Genomic DNA, 17,408 nt, shown 5'->3' with positions numbered 1-17,408 from the left:
GGCCAATCGGTTCTGAATAGCAGTCTCTACGGGCGCTCAGGCGAAAGGCGCGGTCAGGCCAGCGCCTGGCGGCGCGAACGCTGCCAGCGCCACAGGTCGCGGCCGAGGATGCCCAGCACGGTCAGCGAGATCAGGATCACCGAAATCGCCGCGATCGCCGGGTCGACATTGTCGCGCATGCCGTTCCACATCTGGCGCGGCAGGGTCACCACGTTGAAGCTGGTGATGAACAGCGTCACCGAGATCTCTTCCCACGACAGGATGAAGGCGAAGAACGCCGCCGAGATGATGCCGAACCTGGCGTTGGGCAGCACCACCAGGAAGATCGACTGCCACAGCGAGGCGCCAAGGCCGCGTGCGGCCATGTCGATGCGCTTGTCGATCTGGCTCAGCGAAACCATGAAGGTGACCAGCGCAAAGGGGGTCGCCACGATGACATGGGCGAGGATAACGCCGCCGATGCTGTCGAAGCCGATCCAGGGCGCGATGTCGATCAGGTTGGTCTCGAAGAAGTAGAGAATGATGGCCGAGACCACCGGCGGCATGACCATGGGCAGGAACACCAGCGCGGCCAGCGCCATGGTGAAGCGGTTGCGCTTATACCAGAGGCCGAGCCCGAACAGGACAGCCAGAACGGTGGAGATCGCCGCGCTCGCCACGGCTATGCCGAGGCTGAGCTTGATGCTGTCCAGCCACACCGGGTTGGTCAGCAGCGCCTCGTAGTGGCGCAGCGACCAGTTGCCCTTCGGCATGGAAAGATAGCGCGCCCCGGTGAAGGACACCGGCACGATGGCCAGCAGCGGCATCAGCAGGAAGATGATCGTCAGATAGACGATGGCTGCGCTGACCCAGCCCGGCTTGTCGGTACCGTTTGCGTTTGCGCTCATCGCCTTACCCCACCAGTTTGTCTATGCGCGAGACCTTGTGCAGCAGCGCGCCCAGCGCTGCCACGATCGCCAGCAGGATCACGCTGATTGCCGCCGCCAGGCCCCAGTTCACGGTCTGGAACAGTTGCAGATAGATGAATTCCGCCACCATCACGCTGCGGCCGCCAGACAGGATCGCCGGTGTGATGAAGAAGCCGAGCGCGAACACGAACACGATGATCGCCGCACCCAGCACGCCGGGCATGGTCATCGGCAGCGTCACCTTCCAGAAGATGCGCATGCGCCCGGCACCCAGGCCGCTTGCCGCCTGCAGAACGCGCGGATCGACCTGCCGCAGCGCCGAGGCCAGCGGGAAGACAGCGAACGGAATGAGGAAATGCGTCATGCCGATGATGCTGCCGAGCTCGTTGCGCACCAGCGCCAGCGGCTCCTTGATCAGGCCGACGCTCATCAGGCTTTCGTTGATGATGCCGTTGTTGCGCAGCAGGATGAGCCAGCCGAAGGCGCGGATCAGCACCGAGATCCAGAACGGGATCAGCACGCAATATTCGATCAGCCGTTGCCGCCGGGGCGGGCCAAACACCCAGTTATAGGCGATGGCGTAGGCCAGCGTCACCGAAACGGCGGTCACGATCACGCAGATGCGCAGCGTGCGGATGAGCACCGCCTGCACGGTCGGGTCGGTGAAGATGCGGATATATTGGCCGAAGCCCGGCTCCGGGTCGGTCACGCTCCACTTCGCCACCATCAGGAACGGCAGCACATAGGCAGCGACCAGAAAAAGCGGCAGGGGAGCCAGCAGGACGGCGTAACGCATCCAGGATCGGGACATGACCAAGGCTCTCCTGACGCTTTTGGATTTTTGGAGGAGCGGCGCTTGCCGCTCCTCCTTGCTGATTGGTTCTTACTTCGAAACCAGGGCCAGGAACTTTTCCAGGGCCGCGGAATAGTTGTCGGCGTACCATTCGGCGTTGAGCGCGACCTGCTTGGCAAGCGCTTCGGCCGAGGCGCAGTTCAGCGCCTTCTTGTCGTCGGCGATCAGCGCGTCGGTCTCGGGGTTGGCCGGGCCGTTGCCCATCTGCTCGAACAGGATGAGCTGGTTTTCCGGCTTCTGGGCCTCGGCGATGAACTTCATCGCGTTGTCCTTGCCGGCCGGGTTGCCCTTGATGACGATCCAGGTGCTCGAATTGACGAAGCCGCCGTCGAAGCCCCACTTGATCTGGCCGCCGGTGTCCTTTTCCAGCAGCATGGCGCGGGTGTTCCAGATGTAGCCCATCGAGGCTTCGCCTTCGAGCAGCAGCTGCTGGCTTTCGGCGCCCGAGCCCCAGAACGAGATGATGTGCGGCTTGAGCGCCTCGATCTTGGCCAGCGCGCGGTCGATGTCGAGCGGGTAGAGCTCTTCCGGCTTCACGCCGTCGGCCAGCAGCGCCGCCTCGAGCATGCCGTTCATCCACTTGTACATGGTGCGCTTGCCCGGGAACTTCTCGACGTCCCAGAAATCGGCCGGCGAGGTCGGGGCCGCGTCGCCGAACTTGGAGGCGTCATAGGCGAGCACGTAGGAGAAGAAGTAGCCCGGCGTGCCGTATTCGAAGTCGAAGCCCTTGCGCAGCTTGGCGCGGTCGACGACGTTGTAGTCGATCGCTTCCAGCGCGCCCTGCTTGCCGAAGTCGATGCTCAGGTTGGCGTCGGCGTCGACAACGTCCCAGATCACCTTCTTGCTGGTGATCTGCGCCTTGATGGCGCCTTCCGTCGGGCCGCTGCCGTCGATGCGAACCGGAATGCCGGTTTCCTTGGTGAAGCCGTCGCCGAAGGCGCGGGCAAAGATCTCGAGTGCGTCGCCGCCCCAGTTGGCCATCACCAGCTGGTCGGCGGCAAAGGCCATCTTGCTGCGCATGGCCAGCGGCACGCTCAGCAGCACCGCGGCGGCCTTCACGAAGCTGCGGCGGTCGATCTCGCCGGCCGCGGCGCGGCGGGTGAGGATTTCAAAGCAGTCGCGCTTGAAATGATCAGACATGATTTTCGTTTTCACTCCCAAAGAACGGTTCAGATATTCTTGTCGTCGCGCAGGATGAAGCCGCTCTCGATCGGCCAGCTCACCGTGGCCTCCTCCCCGAGCGCCAGCTCCGCGGCGGCGGAACGGTCGGGCACCGACAGCTGCAGGTGCTGGCCGGTGGGTAGCGCGATCTGCAGCGTCATGTCGGCGCCGTTATAGGTCTTGTCGGCAATCACGCCGGTCAGGCTGTTGTCGTCCGCGCCGGCGGTTCCGATGCGCAGATGTTCGGGCCGCACGGCCAGCAGCGCGTCGTTCGCGCCGGCGGCATCGGCCGCGGCCGGGGCCGAAAGCGTGGCTTCGCCAAGCCGCCCGGTCGCGCGGCCGTCGACGGCGCGGCAACCGGCAAGCGGCAAGAGGTTGATGCGGCCGAGGAACTCCGCCACGAAGCGGCTGGAGGGCTGCATGTAGATTGAGCGCGGCTCGGCCGCCTGCATGAGCCGGCCGTGATCGAAGATGGCGATGCGGTCGGACAGCGCCAGCGCCTCGCCCTGGTCGTGGGTGACGAAGACGAAGGTGGTGCCGGTCTCGCGGTGCACGCGCTTCATCTCGGCCTGCAGGCCTTCGCGCAGGTTCTTGTCCAGCGCCGAGAACGGCTCGTCGAGAAGCAGCACGCCCGGCTCGAACACCAGCGCCCGCGCCAGCGCCACGCGCTGCTGCTGGCCGCCGGAAAGCTGCCCGGGTTTCTTGTGGGCATGGGCCGAAAGGCCGACGCGCTCGATCATCTCGCCCACGCGGCGCTTGATGTCGGCGGTCGGCACCTTGCGCACCTTGAGCGGGAAGGCCACGTTCTCGACCACCGAAAGATGCGGAAACAGCGCATAGCCCTGGAAGACCATGCCGAAGTTGCGCTTGTCGGCGGGCCGGCCGGTGATGTCGACGCCGTCTTCCTCCAGGCGGCCTCGCGTCGGCTTCAGAAAACCGGCGAGCGCCATGAGAAACGTCGTCTTGCCCGAGCCCGAAGGGCCGAGCAGCGTCAGGAATTCGCCTGCGTCGATGGTCAAGTCTAGGCTGCGCAAGGCTTCGAAATTACCGAAGGACTTGCTGAGGCCGATTGCGTTGAGCTGAGAGGCGCGATGTCGTTGCGGGGCCAAACCCACTCCCCCTATCTATTTTCCGAAAACGATAGGGTGAAAACCGAATTCACCACAATGGAATAATTTACGCAGTTCAGGTGAAGATTATTCATGGTTCCTTGGGCGAAGCAGTTGGCGGCTCTCTGCCAGGCTCGCTTTCAGCCAGGTGCAGAAGGCGTTTACGATGGGCTGTTCGAGCTTGTGGCGCTCGCAGACCAGAAAGTAGGACTCCGGCGATTTGATGGTGCTGTCGAATGGTCTCACCAGGTCGCCGTCGGTCAGCGCCTTGCCGCAGACGATGTCGTCGCCCATCGCCACGCCCTGGCCGGCAATGGCCGCCGCCTGGGCCAGATAGATGTCGGAAAAGACGATGCTGTTTTCCGGCTCCGGCATCGGCAGGCCGTAGGCGCTGAACCATAGCGACCAGTCGTGGAAATCCGTCAGGTGCAGCAGCGTCAGCCGGGTCAGGTCCTCTGGCGTGTGAATGCTGTTGGCATTGAGCAGGGCCGGGCTGCAGATTGGCGTGAACTCCACCTGCGCCAATAGTTCCGACCAATGGTTCGGCCAGCTGCCGGAACCGAAGGCGATGAACACGTCCGAATCGGGGTCGCTCACATCGTCCAGGCGGCGCGGCGTCACCAGCTTCATGCGCACCAGCGGATAGAGGCTGTGGAACTCGCTCAAATGGTTGCACAGCCAGAAGGTGGCGAAGCCCGGCGTGCAGGAAATCGTCAGCCTTCCGTGCAACTGCACGTCGTCGGCGATCTCGGCGGCCTGCGCGATCATGCCCAGCGCGGTGCGCACCTCCTGCGCATAGCGGCGCCCGAACGGCGTCAGCTCGATGCCCTTGCCGTCGCGCTCGGTGAGCTCGAGGCCCAGCTCGCGTTCCAGGAAGCGCAACTGGTGGCTGATGGCGCTCGGCGTGCGGTGCAGCTCCTGCGCGGCCTGCCACAGGCTGCCGTGGCGGGCCACCGCATCGAAGGCCCTCAGCGCGCTCATGGAAGGCAGGTTTCTGGCCGGCCAGGTCATGTGGTGTCCCTCTGATGAAATTCTCTCAACTCAGGCGACAATATATATCACTTTCTGAAAATCCCATTCACCCCATACGATGATTTGCAGTGAGGTGGGCCGCGCCCGTCTCCGGAGGATCAATCGTGCCGGCGCCTTCGCCGGCTAAGCGTGCAAACCGCGCGAAAAAATGACGAGCAGCCGATGACCAGGAATATTGCCGAGGAAACCGCCACGCGCTGGGTCGACGAAAACGCGGCCGAGCTATCCAAGTGGACCAGCGAAATCTGGCACAAGGGCGAAACCGCCTGGCGCGAATACGAGTCCGCTGCCTGGTACGTCCAGCGCCTGCGCGCCGAAGGCTTTGAGGTCGAGGAAGGCTCCGGCGGCATGCCCACGGCCTTCGCGGCATCGTGGACGAACGGCGAGGGCGGCCCGGTCATCGCATCTTACGCCGAATATGACGCCGTGCCGGGCAACTGCCAGGCGGCCAGCACCGTCAAGGAACCGCGCGCAGGCTTGAACGAACATGCCGGCGGCCACACCGACCCGCATTCCGCGCTCGGCATGAGCGCCTTTGGCGGCCTGCTCGCCACCAAGGCGGCCATGCAGGCGAACAACATTCCAGGCACGCTGAAGTTCTTTGGCGAGCCGGCCGAGAAGGTGCGCGGCTCCAAGCCGATCCACGCGGCCAAGGGCTATTATGACGGCCTCGACGCCATGATCAGCTTCCACCCCTGCTACATGCTGCCGCTGTGCAACACGGTGAACTGGGACACGCATTGCGGCGCGGCTTACGCGATGGTCTATCGCTTCGTCTGTGACGAGCCGGAGACCTGGCTGAAGCGCGCCGACGGCCTGCCGATCCCGCAGGCGCACAGCGCCGTGCGCGCGCCGGGCGCCAACGATGCGCTGTTCTACATGTACAACGCCTCCAAGGCGCTGCGCGATTCCATGCTGCCGCATATGGGCGGCTGGTCGATCAGCGAGGCGATCCTGACGGCCGGTCAGGCCACGGCCGACAACCTGCCGGCGCGTCTGGCCGAAATCCAGTACATCATCCGCGTGCCGACCGTTGAGATGGCCGAGCAGGCGACGCTGATCCTCGACCGCAACGCCGAAGCCGCCGCCAAGCTTGCTCACTGCCGTGTCGAAAAGATCTGGGTGTCGAAGTCGCGCCCCGGCCTTGCCAACCACGTCATGGCCGAGCTGGTCTATGGCAAGCTCGCCGCCGTCGGCGCGCCGAAGTGGGGCGAGCGCGCCAAGGAGATCGCCCGCGAGATCCAGGCCAATGTCGGGCTCGAGCCGATGGCCGAGCCCTTCCTGCCGGACTGCGAAAAGCTGATCGAGCCGCAGGAGGCCGAGCGCATCCTGCGCCAGGATCTGCCGCCGTCGCAGATCAACTACACCTCGGACGACTACACCGACATGTGCTGGCACGCGCCCACCGCGCGCCTCTACATCGCCCGCCCGATGCTCACCGGCCCGGCCGGCTTTGCCTATCCGGACTGGGTGATGAACGCGCTGGGCGGCATTCCCGAGACCATCGACCCGATGGTGGTGTGCGCTTCTAAGACCATCGCCCATTCGATGCTCGAGCTGATGCAGAACGCCGAGCTGCGTGCGGCTGCCCGCAAGGAGTTCGAGGAGCGCACCGGCGGCGGCGTCGGCGGCACCAACTGGATCCCGCCGCTCGCCGACTACGAGGCGCCGATCGGCTTGCGCTGGCCCGAATATGTCACCACTGTGCGCGGCCGCGAATGGTGGATTCCGAGCGCCGGCTACTGAGGCCGGCGTCCAAGGTTCTTTTCTGATAGGTAGACTACCGACATGCGCGTTCTCTACGACCACCGCCCGAGCCATTCGGACCGCAGCGCCTACGCGGACCTCGTGCTCGTCAATGGCCGCATCTACACCGGCGACCCGGGCCTGCCCTGGTGCCAGGCGCTGGCGGTGGCGCGCGGGCGCATCGTCGCCCGCGGCGAGCGCGCGGATGTCGAGCACCTGATCGGTGCGACGACCAAGGTGATGGATCTCGGCGGTCGGTTCGCCATGCCGGGCCTCTACGACATGCACACCCATCCGGACCTCGCGCTGGCGCCGCGCTATGCCGAGGATCTCGACATCGGCATCGTCGACCCGACGCCGGACCAGGTGCGCGAGGCGATCCTGGCCTACGCCGCCAAGCACCCGGACCGCGAGTGGATCTACGGCCAGTATTTCGTCCGCTACACATTCCGGCAAGCTGGGCTCGTGCCTGGCAAGGAGTGGCTGGACACGGTGATGCCCGACCGACCGGTCGCGCTGCTCGACCGCATGTGGGGCACCATGATGGTCAACAGCGAGGCGCTTCGCCGCGCCGGCATCACCAATGAAACGCCCGACCCGGCCAATGGCTATCTCGAGCGCGATCCGGTCAGCGGCGAGCCGACGGGCCTGCTGATCGACGGCGCCTATGCGCTGATCCATGCAGCGATGCCGCCCACGCCGGTGCCGGTGCTGCGCGCGGCCTATCGCGACGGCGTGCACTACCAATCCGCGCGCGGCGTGGTGTCGACGAAATATGTTCACGTCTGCGAAAACCGGCTCAACGCGCTGCAATCGCTGGATCAGACAGGCGAACTCACGCTGCGCGTCGAGGCGGCCATCAGTTGGCAGGACGACATCTTCCCGGTGCGTCGCCGCTGGGAACTTCTGGCCGGCGAGCGCCACTACTACCGCTCCGCCCGGCTCAACGCCAACGCCGTAAAATTCCACTTCGACGGCACGGTCGAGCCGCGCTCGTCCTATCTCATCACGCCCTGGGACGGGAACAGCACCTGGAGCGGCAAGCTCAACCTGACGCCCGAGCATCTTGCCGACATGATCTGGGACATGGACCGGCAGGGCATCCGCGTCATTGCCCACTGCACCGGGGATGCTGCGTCCGACACCTTCCTCGATGCGGTCGAGGAAGCGCGCCGGCGTCCGGGCGGGCTCGGCGTGCGCCATCAATGCGCCCACTCGACCATCCTGCATGGCGGCAATCTCAAGCGCTTCCGCGATCTGAACGTCACTGCCGAATTCTCGCCGGTGTCGTGGTACCCGTCGAAATTCGTGTCCGGCGCCCGCTCGGGCTACGGCCCGGAGCGCCTGTCGCGCGCCTACAACATCAAGGGCGTGCTGGAAGCCGGCGGCGTCGCCGTCATCGGCACCGACTGGCCGGTCAGCCCGCTCGACCCGTGGATCGCGCTGGAAACCATGGTCACCCGCGCCAATCCGTGGGGCGAGGGCGAGGGCCGCTTCGGCGATCCGATCTCGCTATCCCAGGCCATCGACGTGATGACCAAGAATGGCGCCTGGTCGATGGGCATCGAGCACGAGGCGGGTTCGCTCGAGGTCGGCAAGTCGGCCGACATCATCGTGCTCGACCGCAACCTGTTCGAGGTCGAGCCGCAGGGCAACATCCACTCCACCAAGGTGGACCTCACCTTCATGCAGGGCCAGCTCGTGCACGACCGGCTGAACGAGAACTCCGAGGCCGTTTGGCTCGGGGAGGCGCCGCAGCTATGGTGATGAAGGGCGCCGCGCCCATCCCGGTCACCGTCATCGGCGGCTTTCTGGGCGCGGGCAAGACAACGCTCGTCAACCACATCCTGAGCGGCGACCATGGGCTCAAGGTCGCCGTGCTGGTCAACGATTTCGGCGCGATCAACATCGACGCCGCGCTGATCACCTCGACCGAGGGCGGCCTCTACAGCCTGTCCAACGGCTGCGTCTGCTGCGGCCTCAACCAGGGTTTTGTCGAGCAGCTGGAAGAGCTTCTGGCCGCCCGCGCCGACATCGACCACATCGTGATTGAGGCGAGCGGCGTGGCCGATCCCGCCCGCATCATGGACACGGTGCGCTATTCGCGCTTTGCCTCGCGCCTGCGCGCGGATGCCATCGTGGTTGTTGTCGACGCCGCCGGCTTCGACGACGCGATTGCCGCTGCGCCCGGCCTTGCCGAAGCGCAGGTCGGCTCGGCCGATCTTTTGATCCTCAACAAGACCGATCTGGTCGACCGCGAACAGCTCGATGCATGGCACACGCGCTGGACTTTTCCGGACACCCGCATCGTGGAAACCACGAATGCGCTTGTGCCTTTCGACATCCTCTTCGCCGGCGAAATTTTGTCGCGCGGGGTCGCCTCGACCTTCGCTGCTGAGCCCGTCCACGAACAGGCGGCGAGCGCGATCTGGCGAAGCGAAGGCGCAGTCGACCTGAAGCGCCTGCAGAAGGTTCTTGCCGGCCTGCCCACGGCGGTCTATCGCGCCAAGGGTTTTTTGCGCGGGAATGATGGCCGCTGCTTCGCCGTGCATCTGGTCGGCACCCGCCTTTCCTTCGAGCAACTGGCAAAAGCGCCGGAAGGCCTCGACGCGGACAATATCCTCGTGCTCATCGGCTTCGGTGAGCGCCCACCCTTTGAATCCATCCTGGCGCAGCTCGACGGCTGCGCCGAACTTGCTGCGCCTGCCGCGAAAGGAACTGCCTGAATGAAGACGGTTGGAACCTATCTGGTCGAACTTCTTGCCGCCTATGGCGTCGACACGGTGTTCGGCATTCCGGGCGTCCACACGGTAGAAATGTATCGCGGCCTGCCCGGCAGCGGCATCCGCCACATCACGCCGCGCCACGAGCAGGGCGCCGGCTTCATGGCCGACGGCTATGCCCGCGCCACCGGCAAGCCGGGCGTGTGCTTCATCATTTCCGGCCCCGGCCTCACCAACATCGCCACCGCCATGGCGCAGGCCTATGGCGACTCGGTGCCCATGCTGGTCATCACCAGCGTCAACGCGCCGGGCCGCATGGGCTCGGGCGAGGGGCATCTGCACGAACTGCCCGACCAGCGCCAGGTGGGCCGCCAGTTCACCGCCTTCAGCCACACCGTGCTTCGCGCCGAAGAGCTGCCGCAGGTGATCGCGCGCGCCTTCGCCGTCTTCGCCTCGGCGCGGCCGCGCCCGGTGCATATCGAACTGCCGATCGACCTGCTTACTCTCGACGCCTCGGCCCTGCCGCCGGCGCAGAAGCGCCCGGCCCCCACGCGCCCGGCGCCGCAACAAGAGGCGATTGCCGAGGCCGCCGCCCTGTGCGCGGCGGCAAAGCGTCCGGTCATCATAGCCGGAGGCGGTGCGGCCGATGCCGGCGCGCCGCTGCTTGCTCTGGCCGAAGCGCTCGACGCGCCCGTGGTCATGACGGTCAACGGCCGCGGCACGCTGCCGGCCGGCCATCCGCTCGGCGTGCCGTGCAGCCCGGCCATGCAGGCCACCACCGCGCTCATCGAGGCCGCCGATCTGGTGATCGCGGCGGGCACCGAGTTCGGCCCCACCGACTTCGATTTCTACGAGACCGGAGGCGCGCGCATTCTCGGCAAGCTGATCCGCATCGATATCGATCCCGAGCAGGCCATGCGCGGCCGCCCGGCCGATCTCGCGCTGATCTCGGACACGAAACTTGCGCTGGAAGCGCTGGTGCCTGCCGTCTCGCCGCGCGCGGCGGGCGACGGTGCCGAGCGCGCCAAGACCGCGCGCGAAGGCGTGCGCGCCGAGCTCAATCCGGTCCTGCGCGCCGGTGCTCACCTCATGGAGGTCGTGCGCGACACGCTGCCCGACGTGGTGATCGCAGGCGATTCGGCCCAGCCGGTCTATGCCGGCTGCATCGATTTTGCCGCCAACAAGCCGCGCTCCTGGTTCTGCTCGGCCACCGGCTACGGCACGCTCGGCTATGCGCTGCCGGCGGCCGCAGGTGCGCTGATCGGCACCGGCCGCCCCACCGTCTGCCTTGCCGGCGACGGCGGCATCCAGTTCACGCTGCCGGAACTCGGCTCGGCTCGCGAGGCGGAACTGCCGCTGATCGTGCTCTTGTGGAACAACAACGGCTATGGCGAGATCAAGGCCTATATGGAGGCGCGCGACATCGAGCCAATCGGCGTCGACATCTACACGCCGGACTTCCTCACCATCGCGCGCGGCTTCGGCTGCGAGGCCGAGAAGCTGGAAGACCCGCGCGACCTGCCGGCGAAGCTGAATGCCGCCGCCCAGCGCAACCGGCCGACCGTGATCGAGATCGACGAAGCCTCCTACGTCGAGTTCGTGACCGCGCAGGACTGAGCCAGGAATAGTCGCCGCAGAAACGCGGCGAGCGTTTCAAATGCAAGAAGGCACCGGGATCGCCCGGGGCCTTGCTATTTCGGCCGGTTCAGAAAGCCGGCTAAACACCGAGCCTCAGGCCTGGAGCGCCGCCTCCGCCTTGACAAAGCCGCGCTCGTTCATCCACTCCGCTGCCGTCTTGATGCCGCCCAGCGGAAACACATGCAGCTGCTGGATAAGACTGTCCGGTCTTGCCGCCTTGTGCTGCGAAAGCTCTGCGACGACCTCCGTCGGCTCATAGGGCAGCAGCAGCTTGGTGATGTCGCGGGCGCGCTTCTGCAGCACCTGCAGCGAAGGTCCGACGCCGCAGGACAGCGCATATTTGATCAGGGTCTGGAGCTTGGCCGGCCCCGCTATGCCGACATGGATCGGCAGCGTCACGCCGGCATCGCGGATGCGTTCGGCCCAGCTGATGACGGATTTCGCATCGAAGGCGAACTGCGTGGTGATGGCCACCTCGGCATCCGTGCGGCTGGCAAAATCCTGTTTCCACAGCAGCGCCTCGTCCACATTGGCCGTGGAGCCGTCCGGGTCGATGTCGCGGTTGCCTTCCGGGTGGCCCGCCACATGCAGATGGGTGAAGCCGTAGCGGTCGAACAGCCCGGTTTCCATCAGCTGGATCGAGCTTTCGAAGTCGCCTGCGGGCACGGCAATGCCCCCGCCCAGCAGCAGGGCCTGGCTTACATTCGCTTCGTTGCGATACCGCGACAGCCAGTCCGCCAGCACGTCGCGGCTGGGAATGGAGCGTGCGGGGAAATGCGGCATCACCGGAAAGCCTTCCTCGCTGATCCGCCTTGCGGTGGCCACCATGTCCTCGATCGGCGTGCCGTCGATATGGGCGATGTAGACGCGGGTTCCGGCCGGCAGCAAGGCGCGAAAGTCATCGACCTTGGCGGCCGTGCGCGGCATCACCTCGATCGACCAGCCCTGCATCAGTTCAGAAGGTGCCGGCCTTGCCGCCTTTTGGCCCTGTCCGACGGCAAAATTCAGGAATCCCAATTTTTCCTCCACGCAATTCCAAGAATGTATACATAGATGGATGGCGATTGGCGAGGTCAAGCCGTAAACGTGATGCAAAGCGGGAATTTATCAAATTTTGACAGTTGCCTTGCCATCGAGGCTGCTCAATAATGCATACATGAATGTCCGGGTGGAGGGGCGTTCGCCGCGGGCGGCAAGGCCAGGGGAGGGAGGATGGCATGACGACATATCGGACGAAGCCGGACTTCGCGGCGGGGGTGCGGCCATGACCGAGCCCTGTTACGACGTCGCCCATCTCGGCCATGTCGAGCTCTACACCGACAGGTTCGACGAGAGCCTGGATTTCTTCACCCGCGTCTACGGGCTGACCGCCAGCCTGATCGAGGATGGCTGCGCCTATCTGCGCGCCTTCGACGACTACGAGTTTCACACTCTCAAGCTGGTCCGGCACCACACCACCGGCGTCGGCCATGTCGCGTACCGCGCCGCGTCGCCCGAGGCGCTGGAGCGGCGGGTGAAAGTGATCGAGGCGATGGGCTGCGGCCTCGGCTGGGTCGAGGGCGATGCCGGCCATGGCCGCGCCTTCCGCTTCACCGATCCGGACGGCCATATCTTCGAGCTTTACTACGACACCAGGGTCTATGAGGCGCCGCCGGAGGAGCGCCCGGCGCTCAAGAACATCGCCCAGCGCTACCATGGCCGCGGCGCGAGCCCGCGCCGGCTCGACCATCTCAATCTTCTGGCGACCGATGTGTCGGCCATCCGCGATTTCATGACCGAGGCGCTGGGCAGCCGCGTCACCGAGCAGATCCTTCTCGACAACGGGCGGCTCGGCGGCTGCTGGTTCACGGTCAACAACAAGAGCTACGACATCGCCTATTCCGAGGACCACACCGGCGCGCGCGGCAGGTTCCATCACCTCACCTATGCGGTGGACCAGCGCGAGGACATCCTGCGGGCTGCCGACATCTTCCTGGAAAACGGCGTCCATATCGAAACCGGGCCGCACAAGCACGCCATCCAGGGAACCTTCTTCCTCTATGTCTGGGAGCCTGCGGGCAACCGCGTGGAGCTGGCCAATGCCGGCGCCCGGCTGATCCTGCGGCCGGATTGGCCCACCGTCACCTGGACGGAGAGCGAGCGCAAGAAGGGCCAGGCCTGGGGCCTGAAGACGATCGAGACATTCCATACCCATGGCACGCCCCCTGTGGGCAGAAAGGACTGACTTCATGGCAAAGACGGCACTCGTCATCTCGGCACACTCTGCAGACTTCGTGTGGCGCTGCGGCGGGGCCATCGCCCTTCACGCCGAGAAGGGCTACGACGTCACGGTCATCTGCCTGTCCTATGGCGAGCGCGGCGAAAGCGCGAAGCTGTGGAAGCAGCCCGACATGACGCTGGAAAAGGTGAAGGCGGCGCGGCGCATCGAGGCCGAGAACGCCGCCAATGCGCTCGGCGTGCACGACATCCAGTTCTTCGACCTTGGCGATTACCCGCTTGAGGTCGACCGCGAGGCGAAATACCGGATCGTGGACGTGATCCGCAAGGTGCAGCCCGAGTTCATGCTGAGCCATTCCAAGTGGGACCCGTACAATACCGACCACATGTATGCCACGCAGGTGGCGCTCGAGGCGCGCATGATCGCGCAAGCCTGGGGCCACAATCCGGGCGAGAAGGTTCTGGGCGCGCCGCAGCTCTATCTCTTCGAGCCGCACCAGACCGAGCAGATGGAATGGAAGCCCGACGTCTTCCTCGACATCTCGCCGGTGTGGGAAAAGAAATGGGCCGCCATCCAGTGCATGGAGGGGCAGGAGCATCTCTGGCATTACTACAAGAATGTGGCCGAGAACCGCGCAAACCATTTCATGCGCAATTCCGGCGGGCAGTCCGGCGGCCGCAAGGCCACCCAAGCGGAGGGCTTCCAGTCCGTCTTCCCGCGCACCGTGGATGAGCTCTGATGGGCGTCGTCGTTCAGAACATCGCGCGGGCCGAGCAGTCCGTCATCGACCGCCTTGCCGCCTGCGGCGTGGCGACCGTGCATGAGGCGCAGGGGCGCAAGGGCCTGCTCGCCAGCTACATGCGGCCGATCTATTCCGGCGCCCGGCTCGCCGCAAGTGCTGTCACCATCTCCTCGCCTCCCGGCGACAACTGGATGCTGCACGTGGCCATCGAGCAGCTGAAGCCGGGGGACGTGCTGGTGCTTGCGCCCACAAGCCCCTGCGAGGACGGCTATTTCGGCGACCTGCTCGCCACCTCGGCGCAGGCGCGCGGCTGCCGCGGCCTTATCATCGACGCCGGCGTGCGCGACATCGCCGACCTCACGGCGATGAAGTTCCCGGTCTGGTCCAAGGCGATCTTCGCGCAGGGCACGGTCAAGGAAACGCTGGGCTCGGTCAATATTCCGGTCGTCTGTGCCGGCGCGCTCATCCAACCCGGCGACGTCATCGTGGCCGACGACGACGGTGTCTGCGTGGTGCGCCGGGAGGAGGCGGAAGAGGTCGCGGCCAAGGCGGAGGCGCGCATGGCGGCCGAGGCAGCCAAGCGCAAGCGCCTCGCCGCCGGAGAACTCGGCCTGGACATCTACGACATGCGTGGGCGGCTCGCCGAAAAGGGCCTGAAATATGTCTGAGGCACGCGCCGACGACGGCATCCCCTGCATGTGGATGCGTGGCGGCACCTCCAAGGGCGGCTATTTCCTGGCGCAGGACCTGCCGGCCGACCGCGACGCCTTCCTGCTGCGCGCCATGGGCTCGCCGGATGCGCGCCAGATCGACGGCATGGGCGGCGCCAATCCGCTGACCTCCAAGGTCGCGGTGGTGAAGCGTTCCGCGCGCGAGGGCGTGGACGTCGACTATCTCTTCCTGCAGGTCTTCGTTGACAAGGCCCTGGTGAGCGACGGCCAGAACTGCGGCAACATCCTCGCCGGCGTCGGGCCTTTCGCCATCGAGCGCGGTCTGGTGCCGGCGCGTGACGGCCAGACCGAAGTGCGCATCTTCATGGAGAACACCGGCCAGGTCGCGATTGCGCGCGTCGATACGCCGGGCAACCGGGTGCGCTATGCCGGCGATGCGCGCATCGACGGCGTTCCGGGCACGGCCGCCCCCGTTCCCATAACCTTTGCCGACACGGCCGGTTCAAGCTGCGGTGCGCTGCTGCCCACCGGCAACGCGGTCGATGTGGTCGAGGGCGTGGAATGCACGCTGATCGACAACGGCATGCCCTGCGTCATCGTGCGCGCCGCCGATCTCGGCATCGCCGGAACCGAAACGCCGCAGGAACTGGAGGCCAACCAGCCGCTGCGCGAAAGGCTCGAAGCCATCCGGCTCAAGGCCGGGCCGATGATGAACCTTGGCGACGTGGCGCAGAAATCCGTGCCCAAGATGACGCTGGTTTCGGCGCCGCGCGCCGGCGGTGCGACTTCCACGCGCACCTTCATTCCCCATCGCTGCCACGACGCCATCGGCGTGCTCGGCGCCGTCAGCGTGGCCACCGCATGCCTCTTGTCCGAAGGGCCGGCGGCAGCACTGGCCGTCGTGCCAGAGGGCGAGGAAAAGCTCGTCTCGGTCGAGCATCCAACCGGCGAGATGAGCGTGGTCGTCACCCTGCAGGGCGGTGCCGTGGTCAATGCGGCGGTGCTGCGCACGGCGCGCAAGCTGTTCGACGGCCGCATATTCGCATGACAGCTTAGCCGCGGGCGGTTTGCTCGCCTGCCGCCATCCATAAAACAGACATCCTCAATTGTCGGAGACGAGGGCATGAAGATCGCATTCCTGGGCTATGGCGAGGCCGCGCGCGCCTTTCACGAGGGACTGAGCCGGCCGGGCCTGAGCTTCGTCGCCTATGACATATTGCTGGAGCGCGGCGACGAGCCCATGCATTCGGCGATGCTCCAGCGTGGCGCGGAAGTCGCCGACCTTGCCGCGCTGGGCGAGGTGGACTGGATTTTCAGCGCCGTCACCGCCGACCAGAGTTTTCTGGCCGTGAAGCCGCTGCTGCCGCATCTGAGGCAGGGGCAGTTGCTGATCGACATCAATTCCGTCTCGCCGGATCGCAAGCGCGAGACGGCGGCGGCCGTGGAGGCCACGGGCGCGATCTATCTCGACATGGCGGTGATGGCGCCGGTGCATCCGCGCGGGCACGCCACGCCGGTGCTGCTGGCCGGCCCGGAAGCGGAGCGTCTTCTGCCGGAACTCTCGACGCTGGGCTTCTCCGCCTCCATCGCCGGCGCCGAGCCGGGCGCGGCCACCGCGATCAAGATGGTGCGTTCGCTGTTCGTGAAGGGGCTGGAGGCGATCACGGTCGAGACGCTGCTTGCCGCCCGCGCCTCCGGCTGTTTCGAGGAAATCGTCGCCTCGCTGTCGGCATCCTTCCCCGGGCTCGACTGGCCGCATTTCGCCGAATACCAGATGGAGCGCACGACCCGGCACGGCAAACGCCGCGCCGCCGAAATGCGCGAGAGTGCTGCAACGCTCGATGCGCTGGGCCTGAGGGGCGGGCTCGCCAGCGAGATCGCCGAGGTGCAGGAACGCATGGGTGCCTGCGGTGTGGGGCCCGATGCCAGCCTCGGCGATACGGTCGCGCGAGCGCTGGAGATGAGGCTGGGATAGTTCGGCCCTTCGCTCTCCTTGGTGGAAAGAGAGAGCCGCCGCGTCTGCTCGGGCAGGCCAATCGTATAGGGCGCAACCTACCCCCACCCCTGTCCCCTCCCCACAAGGGGGAGGGGGACGATTTCCCCGCTATAGCCTCCCACGCGGCGAAGATTGGTGCTGGATGGGCGCACAGCAAGTTCCCCTCCCCCTTGTGGGGAGGGGCTAGGGGTGGGGGTCATTTCAGATGCAGTTGCCCGTCTCGGCAGGATGCGAGTGGGTGAGCGGACATCTGCGATATCCCTGCCTGAGAAAGAGGGACGGCGCCTATTCCCGCGCCGTCATGGGCTCGCCGATGCGGTGGGCCTGGAACGTATCGGGCAGCGGCGTCAGCTCGATGCGCTCGACGATGCCGGCGAGGGTGAACGGGTCGCCTTCGGCAAAGGCGCGCGCCTTTTCCAGGCTCTCGGCTTCCAATATGCCGAAATTGCCGATCGAGCCGCCCTGTTCGTCCAGCAGCGCCGAGCCGATCAGCACCGCCGCCAGCCCTTCGCCGCCGGATTGCACCCAGGCGCGGTGGGCAGGCCGGTGCGTGTCGCGGGCTTGGTCCTGCCCGTCCCGGTGCAGGCATCGCATCAGAAAGAACATGCGCT

Annotated in this window: 16 protein-coding genes; 9 read left to right on the top strand and 7 right to left on the bottom strand. The window is 65.9% G+C overall.

Annotation, left to right across the window (positions count from 1 at the left end; translation table 11 throughout):
• Positions 1–53: 53 nt before the first annotated feature.
• The 5 genes from ABLE86_RS16100 to ABLE86_RS16080 form a co-directional block, all read right to left on the bottom strand.
• The gene (locus tag ABLE86_RS16100; RefSeq protein WP_348779980.1) at positions 54–887 is read right to left on the bottom strand and encodes an ABC transporter permease; all 834 of its coding nucleotides are present in this window, start codon (positions 885–887) and stop codon (positions 54–56) included.
• A gap of 4 nt (positions 888–891) precedes the next feature.
• Positions 892–1,719, bottom strand: a complete 828-nt coding sequence (locus ABLE86_RS16095; protein WP_348779979.1) for an ABC transporter permease — start codon at positions 1,717–1,719, stop codon at positions 892–894.
• 72 nt (positions 1,720–1,791) lie between these two features.
• Positions 1,792–2,901 carry an ABC transporter substrate-binding protein gene (locus tag ABLE86_RS16090; RefSeq protein ID WP_348779978.1) on the bottom strand — a complete coding sequence of 370 codons (1,110 nt, stop codon included), beginning with the start codon at positions 2,899–2,901 and terminating at the stop codon, positions 1,792–1,794.
• A gap of 29 nt (positions 2,902–2,930) precedes the next feature.
• Entirely contained in the window at positions 2,931–3,956 is a 1,026-nt protein-coding gene (locus ABLE86_RS16085) for an ABC transporter ATP-binding protein (protein WP_348780176.1), read from the bottom strand.
• A gap of 162 nt (positions 3,957–4,118) precedes the next feature.
• Positions 4,119–5,042, bottom strand: a complete 924-nt coding sequence (locus ABLE86_RS16080; RefSeq protein WP_348779977.1) for a LysR substrate-binding domain-containing protein — start codon at positions 5,040–5,042, stop codon at positions 4,119–4,121.
• Between the two features lie 183 nt (positions 5,043–5,225).
• Between ABLE86_RS16080 and ABLE86_RS16075 the strand changes: the two genes are divergently transcribed.
• The 4 genes from ABLE86_RS16075 to ABLE86_RS16060 are packed head-to-tail and all read left to right on the top strand — an operon-like array spanning position 5,226 to position 11,149.
• Positions 5,226–6,809: an amidohydrolase gene (locus ABLE86_RS16075; RefSeq protein ID WP_348779976.1), complete on the top strand. Its 1,584-nt coding sequence runs from the start codon at positions 5,226–5,228 to the stop codon at positions 6,807–6,809.
• Positions 6,810–6,851: 42 nt separating this feature from the next.
• Positions 6,852–8,576 carry an amidohydrolase gene (locus ABLE86_RS16070; RefSeq protein ID WP_348779975.1) on the top strand — a complete coding sequence of 575 codons (1,725 nt, stop codon included), beginning with the start codon at positions 6,852–6,854 and terminating at the stop codon, positions 8,574–8,576.
• Positions 8,570–9,535 carry a CobW family GTP-binding protein gene (locus ABLE86_RS16065; RefSeq protein ID WP_348779974.1) on the top strand — a complete coding sequence of 322 codons (966 nt, stop codon included), beginning with the start codon at positions 8,570–8,572 and terminating at the stop codon, positions 9,533–9,535. The genes ABLE86_RS16070 and ABLE86_RS16065 overlap by 7 nt, the downstream gene beginning before the upstream one ends.
• A complete protein-coding gene (locus ABLE86_RS16060) occupies positions 9,536–11,149 on the top strand; it encodes a 5-guanidino-2-oxopentanoate decarboxylase (RefSeq protein ID WP_348779973.1) in 1,614 nt (537 codons plus the stop codon).
• Between the two features lie 114 nt (positions 11,150–11,263).
• Here ABLE86_RS16060 and ABLE86_RS16055 read toward each other — a convergent pair whose 3' ends face one another.
• Positions 11,264–12,187 carry a methylenetetrahydrofolate reductase gene (locus ABLE86_RS16055; protein WP_348779972.1) on the bottom strand — a complete coding sequence of 308 codons (924 nt, stop codon included), beginning with the start codon at positions 12,185–12,187 and terminating at the stop codon, positions 11,264–11,266.
• Between the two features lie 247 nt (positions 12,188–12,434).
• On the opposite strand from ABLE86_RS16055, the gene ABLE86_RS16050 reads away from it, so the two are divergent.
• From ABLE86_RS16050 to ABLE86_RS16030, 5 genes are all read left to right on the top strand, one after another.
• Positions 12,435–13,394 carry a VOC family protein gene (locus tag ABLE86_RS16050; protein ID WP_348779971.1) on the top strand — a complete coding sequence of 320 codons (960 nt, stop codon included), beginning with the start codon at positions 12,435–12,437 and terminating at the stop codon, positions 13,392–13,394.
• Between the two features lie 4 nt (positions 13,395–13,398).
• Complete coding sequence (locus ABLE86_RS16045; RefSeq protein WP_348779970.1) at positions 13,399–14,127, top strand: PIG-L deacetylase family protein; 729 nt, start codon at positions 13,399–13,401, stop codon at positions 14,125–14,127.
• A complete protein-coding gene (locus ABLE86_RS16040) occupies positions 14,127–14,798 on the top strand; it encodes a 4-carboxy-4-hydroxy-2-oxoadipate aldolase/oxaloacetate decarboxylase (protein WP_348779969.1) in 672 nt (223 codons plus the stop codon). Before ABLE86_RS16045 ends, ABLE86_RS16040 begins: the two co-directional genes overlap by 1 nt.
• Positions 14,791–15,849 (top strand): 4-oxalomesaconate tautomerase, encoded by a 1,059-nt coding sequence (locus ABLE86_RS16035; RefSeq protein WP_348779968.1) that lies wholly within the window; start codon positions 14,791–14,793, stop codon positions 15,847–15,849. The genes ABLE86_RS16040 and ABLE86_RS16035 overlap by 8 nt, the downstream gene beginning before the upstream one ends.
• Positions 15,850–15,924: 75 nt before the next feature.
• Positions 15,925–16,776 (top strand): DUF1932 domain-containing protein, encoded by an 852-nt coding sequence (locus tag ABLE86_RS16030; protein WP_348779967.1) that lies wholly within the window; start codon positions 15,925–15,927, stop codon positions 16,774–16,776.
• Positions 16,777–17,082: 306 nt separating this feature from the next.
• On the opposite strand, the gene ABLE86_RS16025 is transcribed toward ABLE86_RS16030, so the two are convergent.
• Positions 17,083–17,403 carry a YciI family protein gene (locus tag ABLE86_RS16025; RefSeq protein ID WP_348779966.1) on the bottom strand — a complete coding sequence of 107 codons (321 nt, stop codon included), beginning with the start codon at positions 17,401–17,403 and terminating at the stop codon, positions 17,083–17,085.
• Between the last annotated feature and the right edge of the window lie 5 nt (positions 17,404–17,408).

Origin of the sequence: Mesorhizobium sp. KR2-14 (genome assembly GCF_040049255.1) — a bacterium.
GTDB lineage: Bacteria > Pseudomonadota > Alphaproteobacteria > Rhizobiales > Rhizobiaceae > Pseudaminobacter.
Note: the sequence above shows the minus strand (reverse complement) of the source record. Positions and strands in the feature narration are given on the sequence as shown.

Coding starts and splice junctions, on each gene's coding strand:
- ABLE86_RS16100 (WP_348779980.1), bottom strand. CDS start 887: ATGAGCGCAAACGCAAACGGTACCGACAAGCCGGGCTGGGTCAGCGCA.
- ABLE86_RS16095 (WP_348779979.1), bottom strand. CDS start 1,719: ATGTCCCGATCCTGGATGCGTTACGCCGTCCTGCTGGCTCCCCTGCCG.
- ABLE86_RS16090 (WP_348779978.1), bottom strand. CDS start 2,901: ATGTCTGATCATTTCAAGCGCGACTGCTTTGAAATCCTCACCCGCCGC.
- ABLE86_RS16080 (WP_348779977.1), bottom strand. CDS start 5,042: ATGACCTGGCCGGCCAGAAACCTGCCTTCCATGAGCGCGCTGAGGGCC.
- ABLE86_RS16075 (WP_348779976.1), top strand. CDS start 5,226: ATGACCAGGAATATTGCCGAGGAAACCGCCACGCGCTGGGTCGACGAA.
- ABLE86_RS16070 (WP_348779975.1), top strand. CDS start 6,852: ATGCGCGTTCTCTACGACCACCGCCCGAGCCATTCGGACCGCAGCGCC.
- ABLE86_RS16065 (WP_348779974.1), top strand. CDS start 8,570: ATGGTGATGAAGGGCGCCGCGCCCATCCCGGTCACCGTCATCGGCGGC.
- ABLE86_RS16060 (WP_348779973.1), top strand. CDS start 9,536: ATGAAGACGGTTGGAACCTATCTGGTCGAACTTCTTGCCGCCTATGGC.
- ABLE86_RS16050 (WP_348779971.1), top strand. CDS start 12,435: ATGACCGAGCCCTGTTACGACGTCGCCCATCTCGGCCATGTCGAGCTC.
- ABLE86_RS16045 (WP_348779970.1), top strand. CDS start 13,399: ATGGCAAAGACGGCACTCGTCATCTCGGCACACTCTGCAGACTTCGTG.
- ABLE86_RS16040 (WP_348779969.1), top strand. CDS start 14,127: ATGGGCGTCGTCGTTCAGAACATCGCGCGGGCCGAGCAGTCCGTCATC.
- ABLE86_RS16035 (WP_348779968.1), top strand. CDS start 14,791: ATGTCTGAGGCACGCGCCGACGACGGCATCCCCTGCATGTGGATGCGT.
- ABLE86_RS16030 (WP_348779967.1), top strand. CDS start 15,925: ATGAAGATCGCATTCCTGGGCTATGGCGAGGCCGCGCGCGCCTTTCAC.
- ABLE86_RS16025 (WP_348779966.1), bottom strand. CDS start 17,403: ATGTTCTTTCTGATGCGATGCCTGCACCGGGACGGGCAGGACCAAGCC.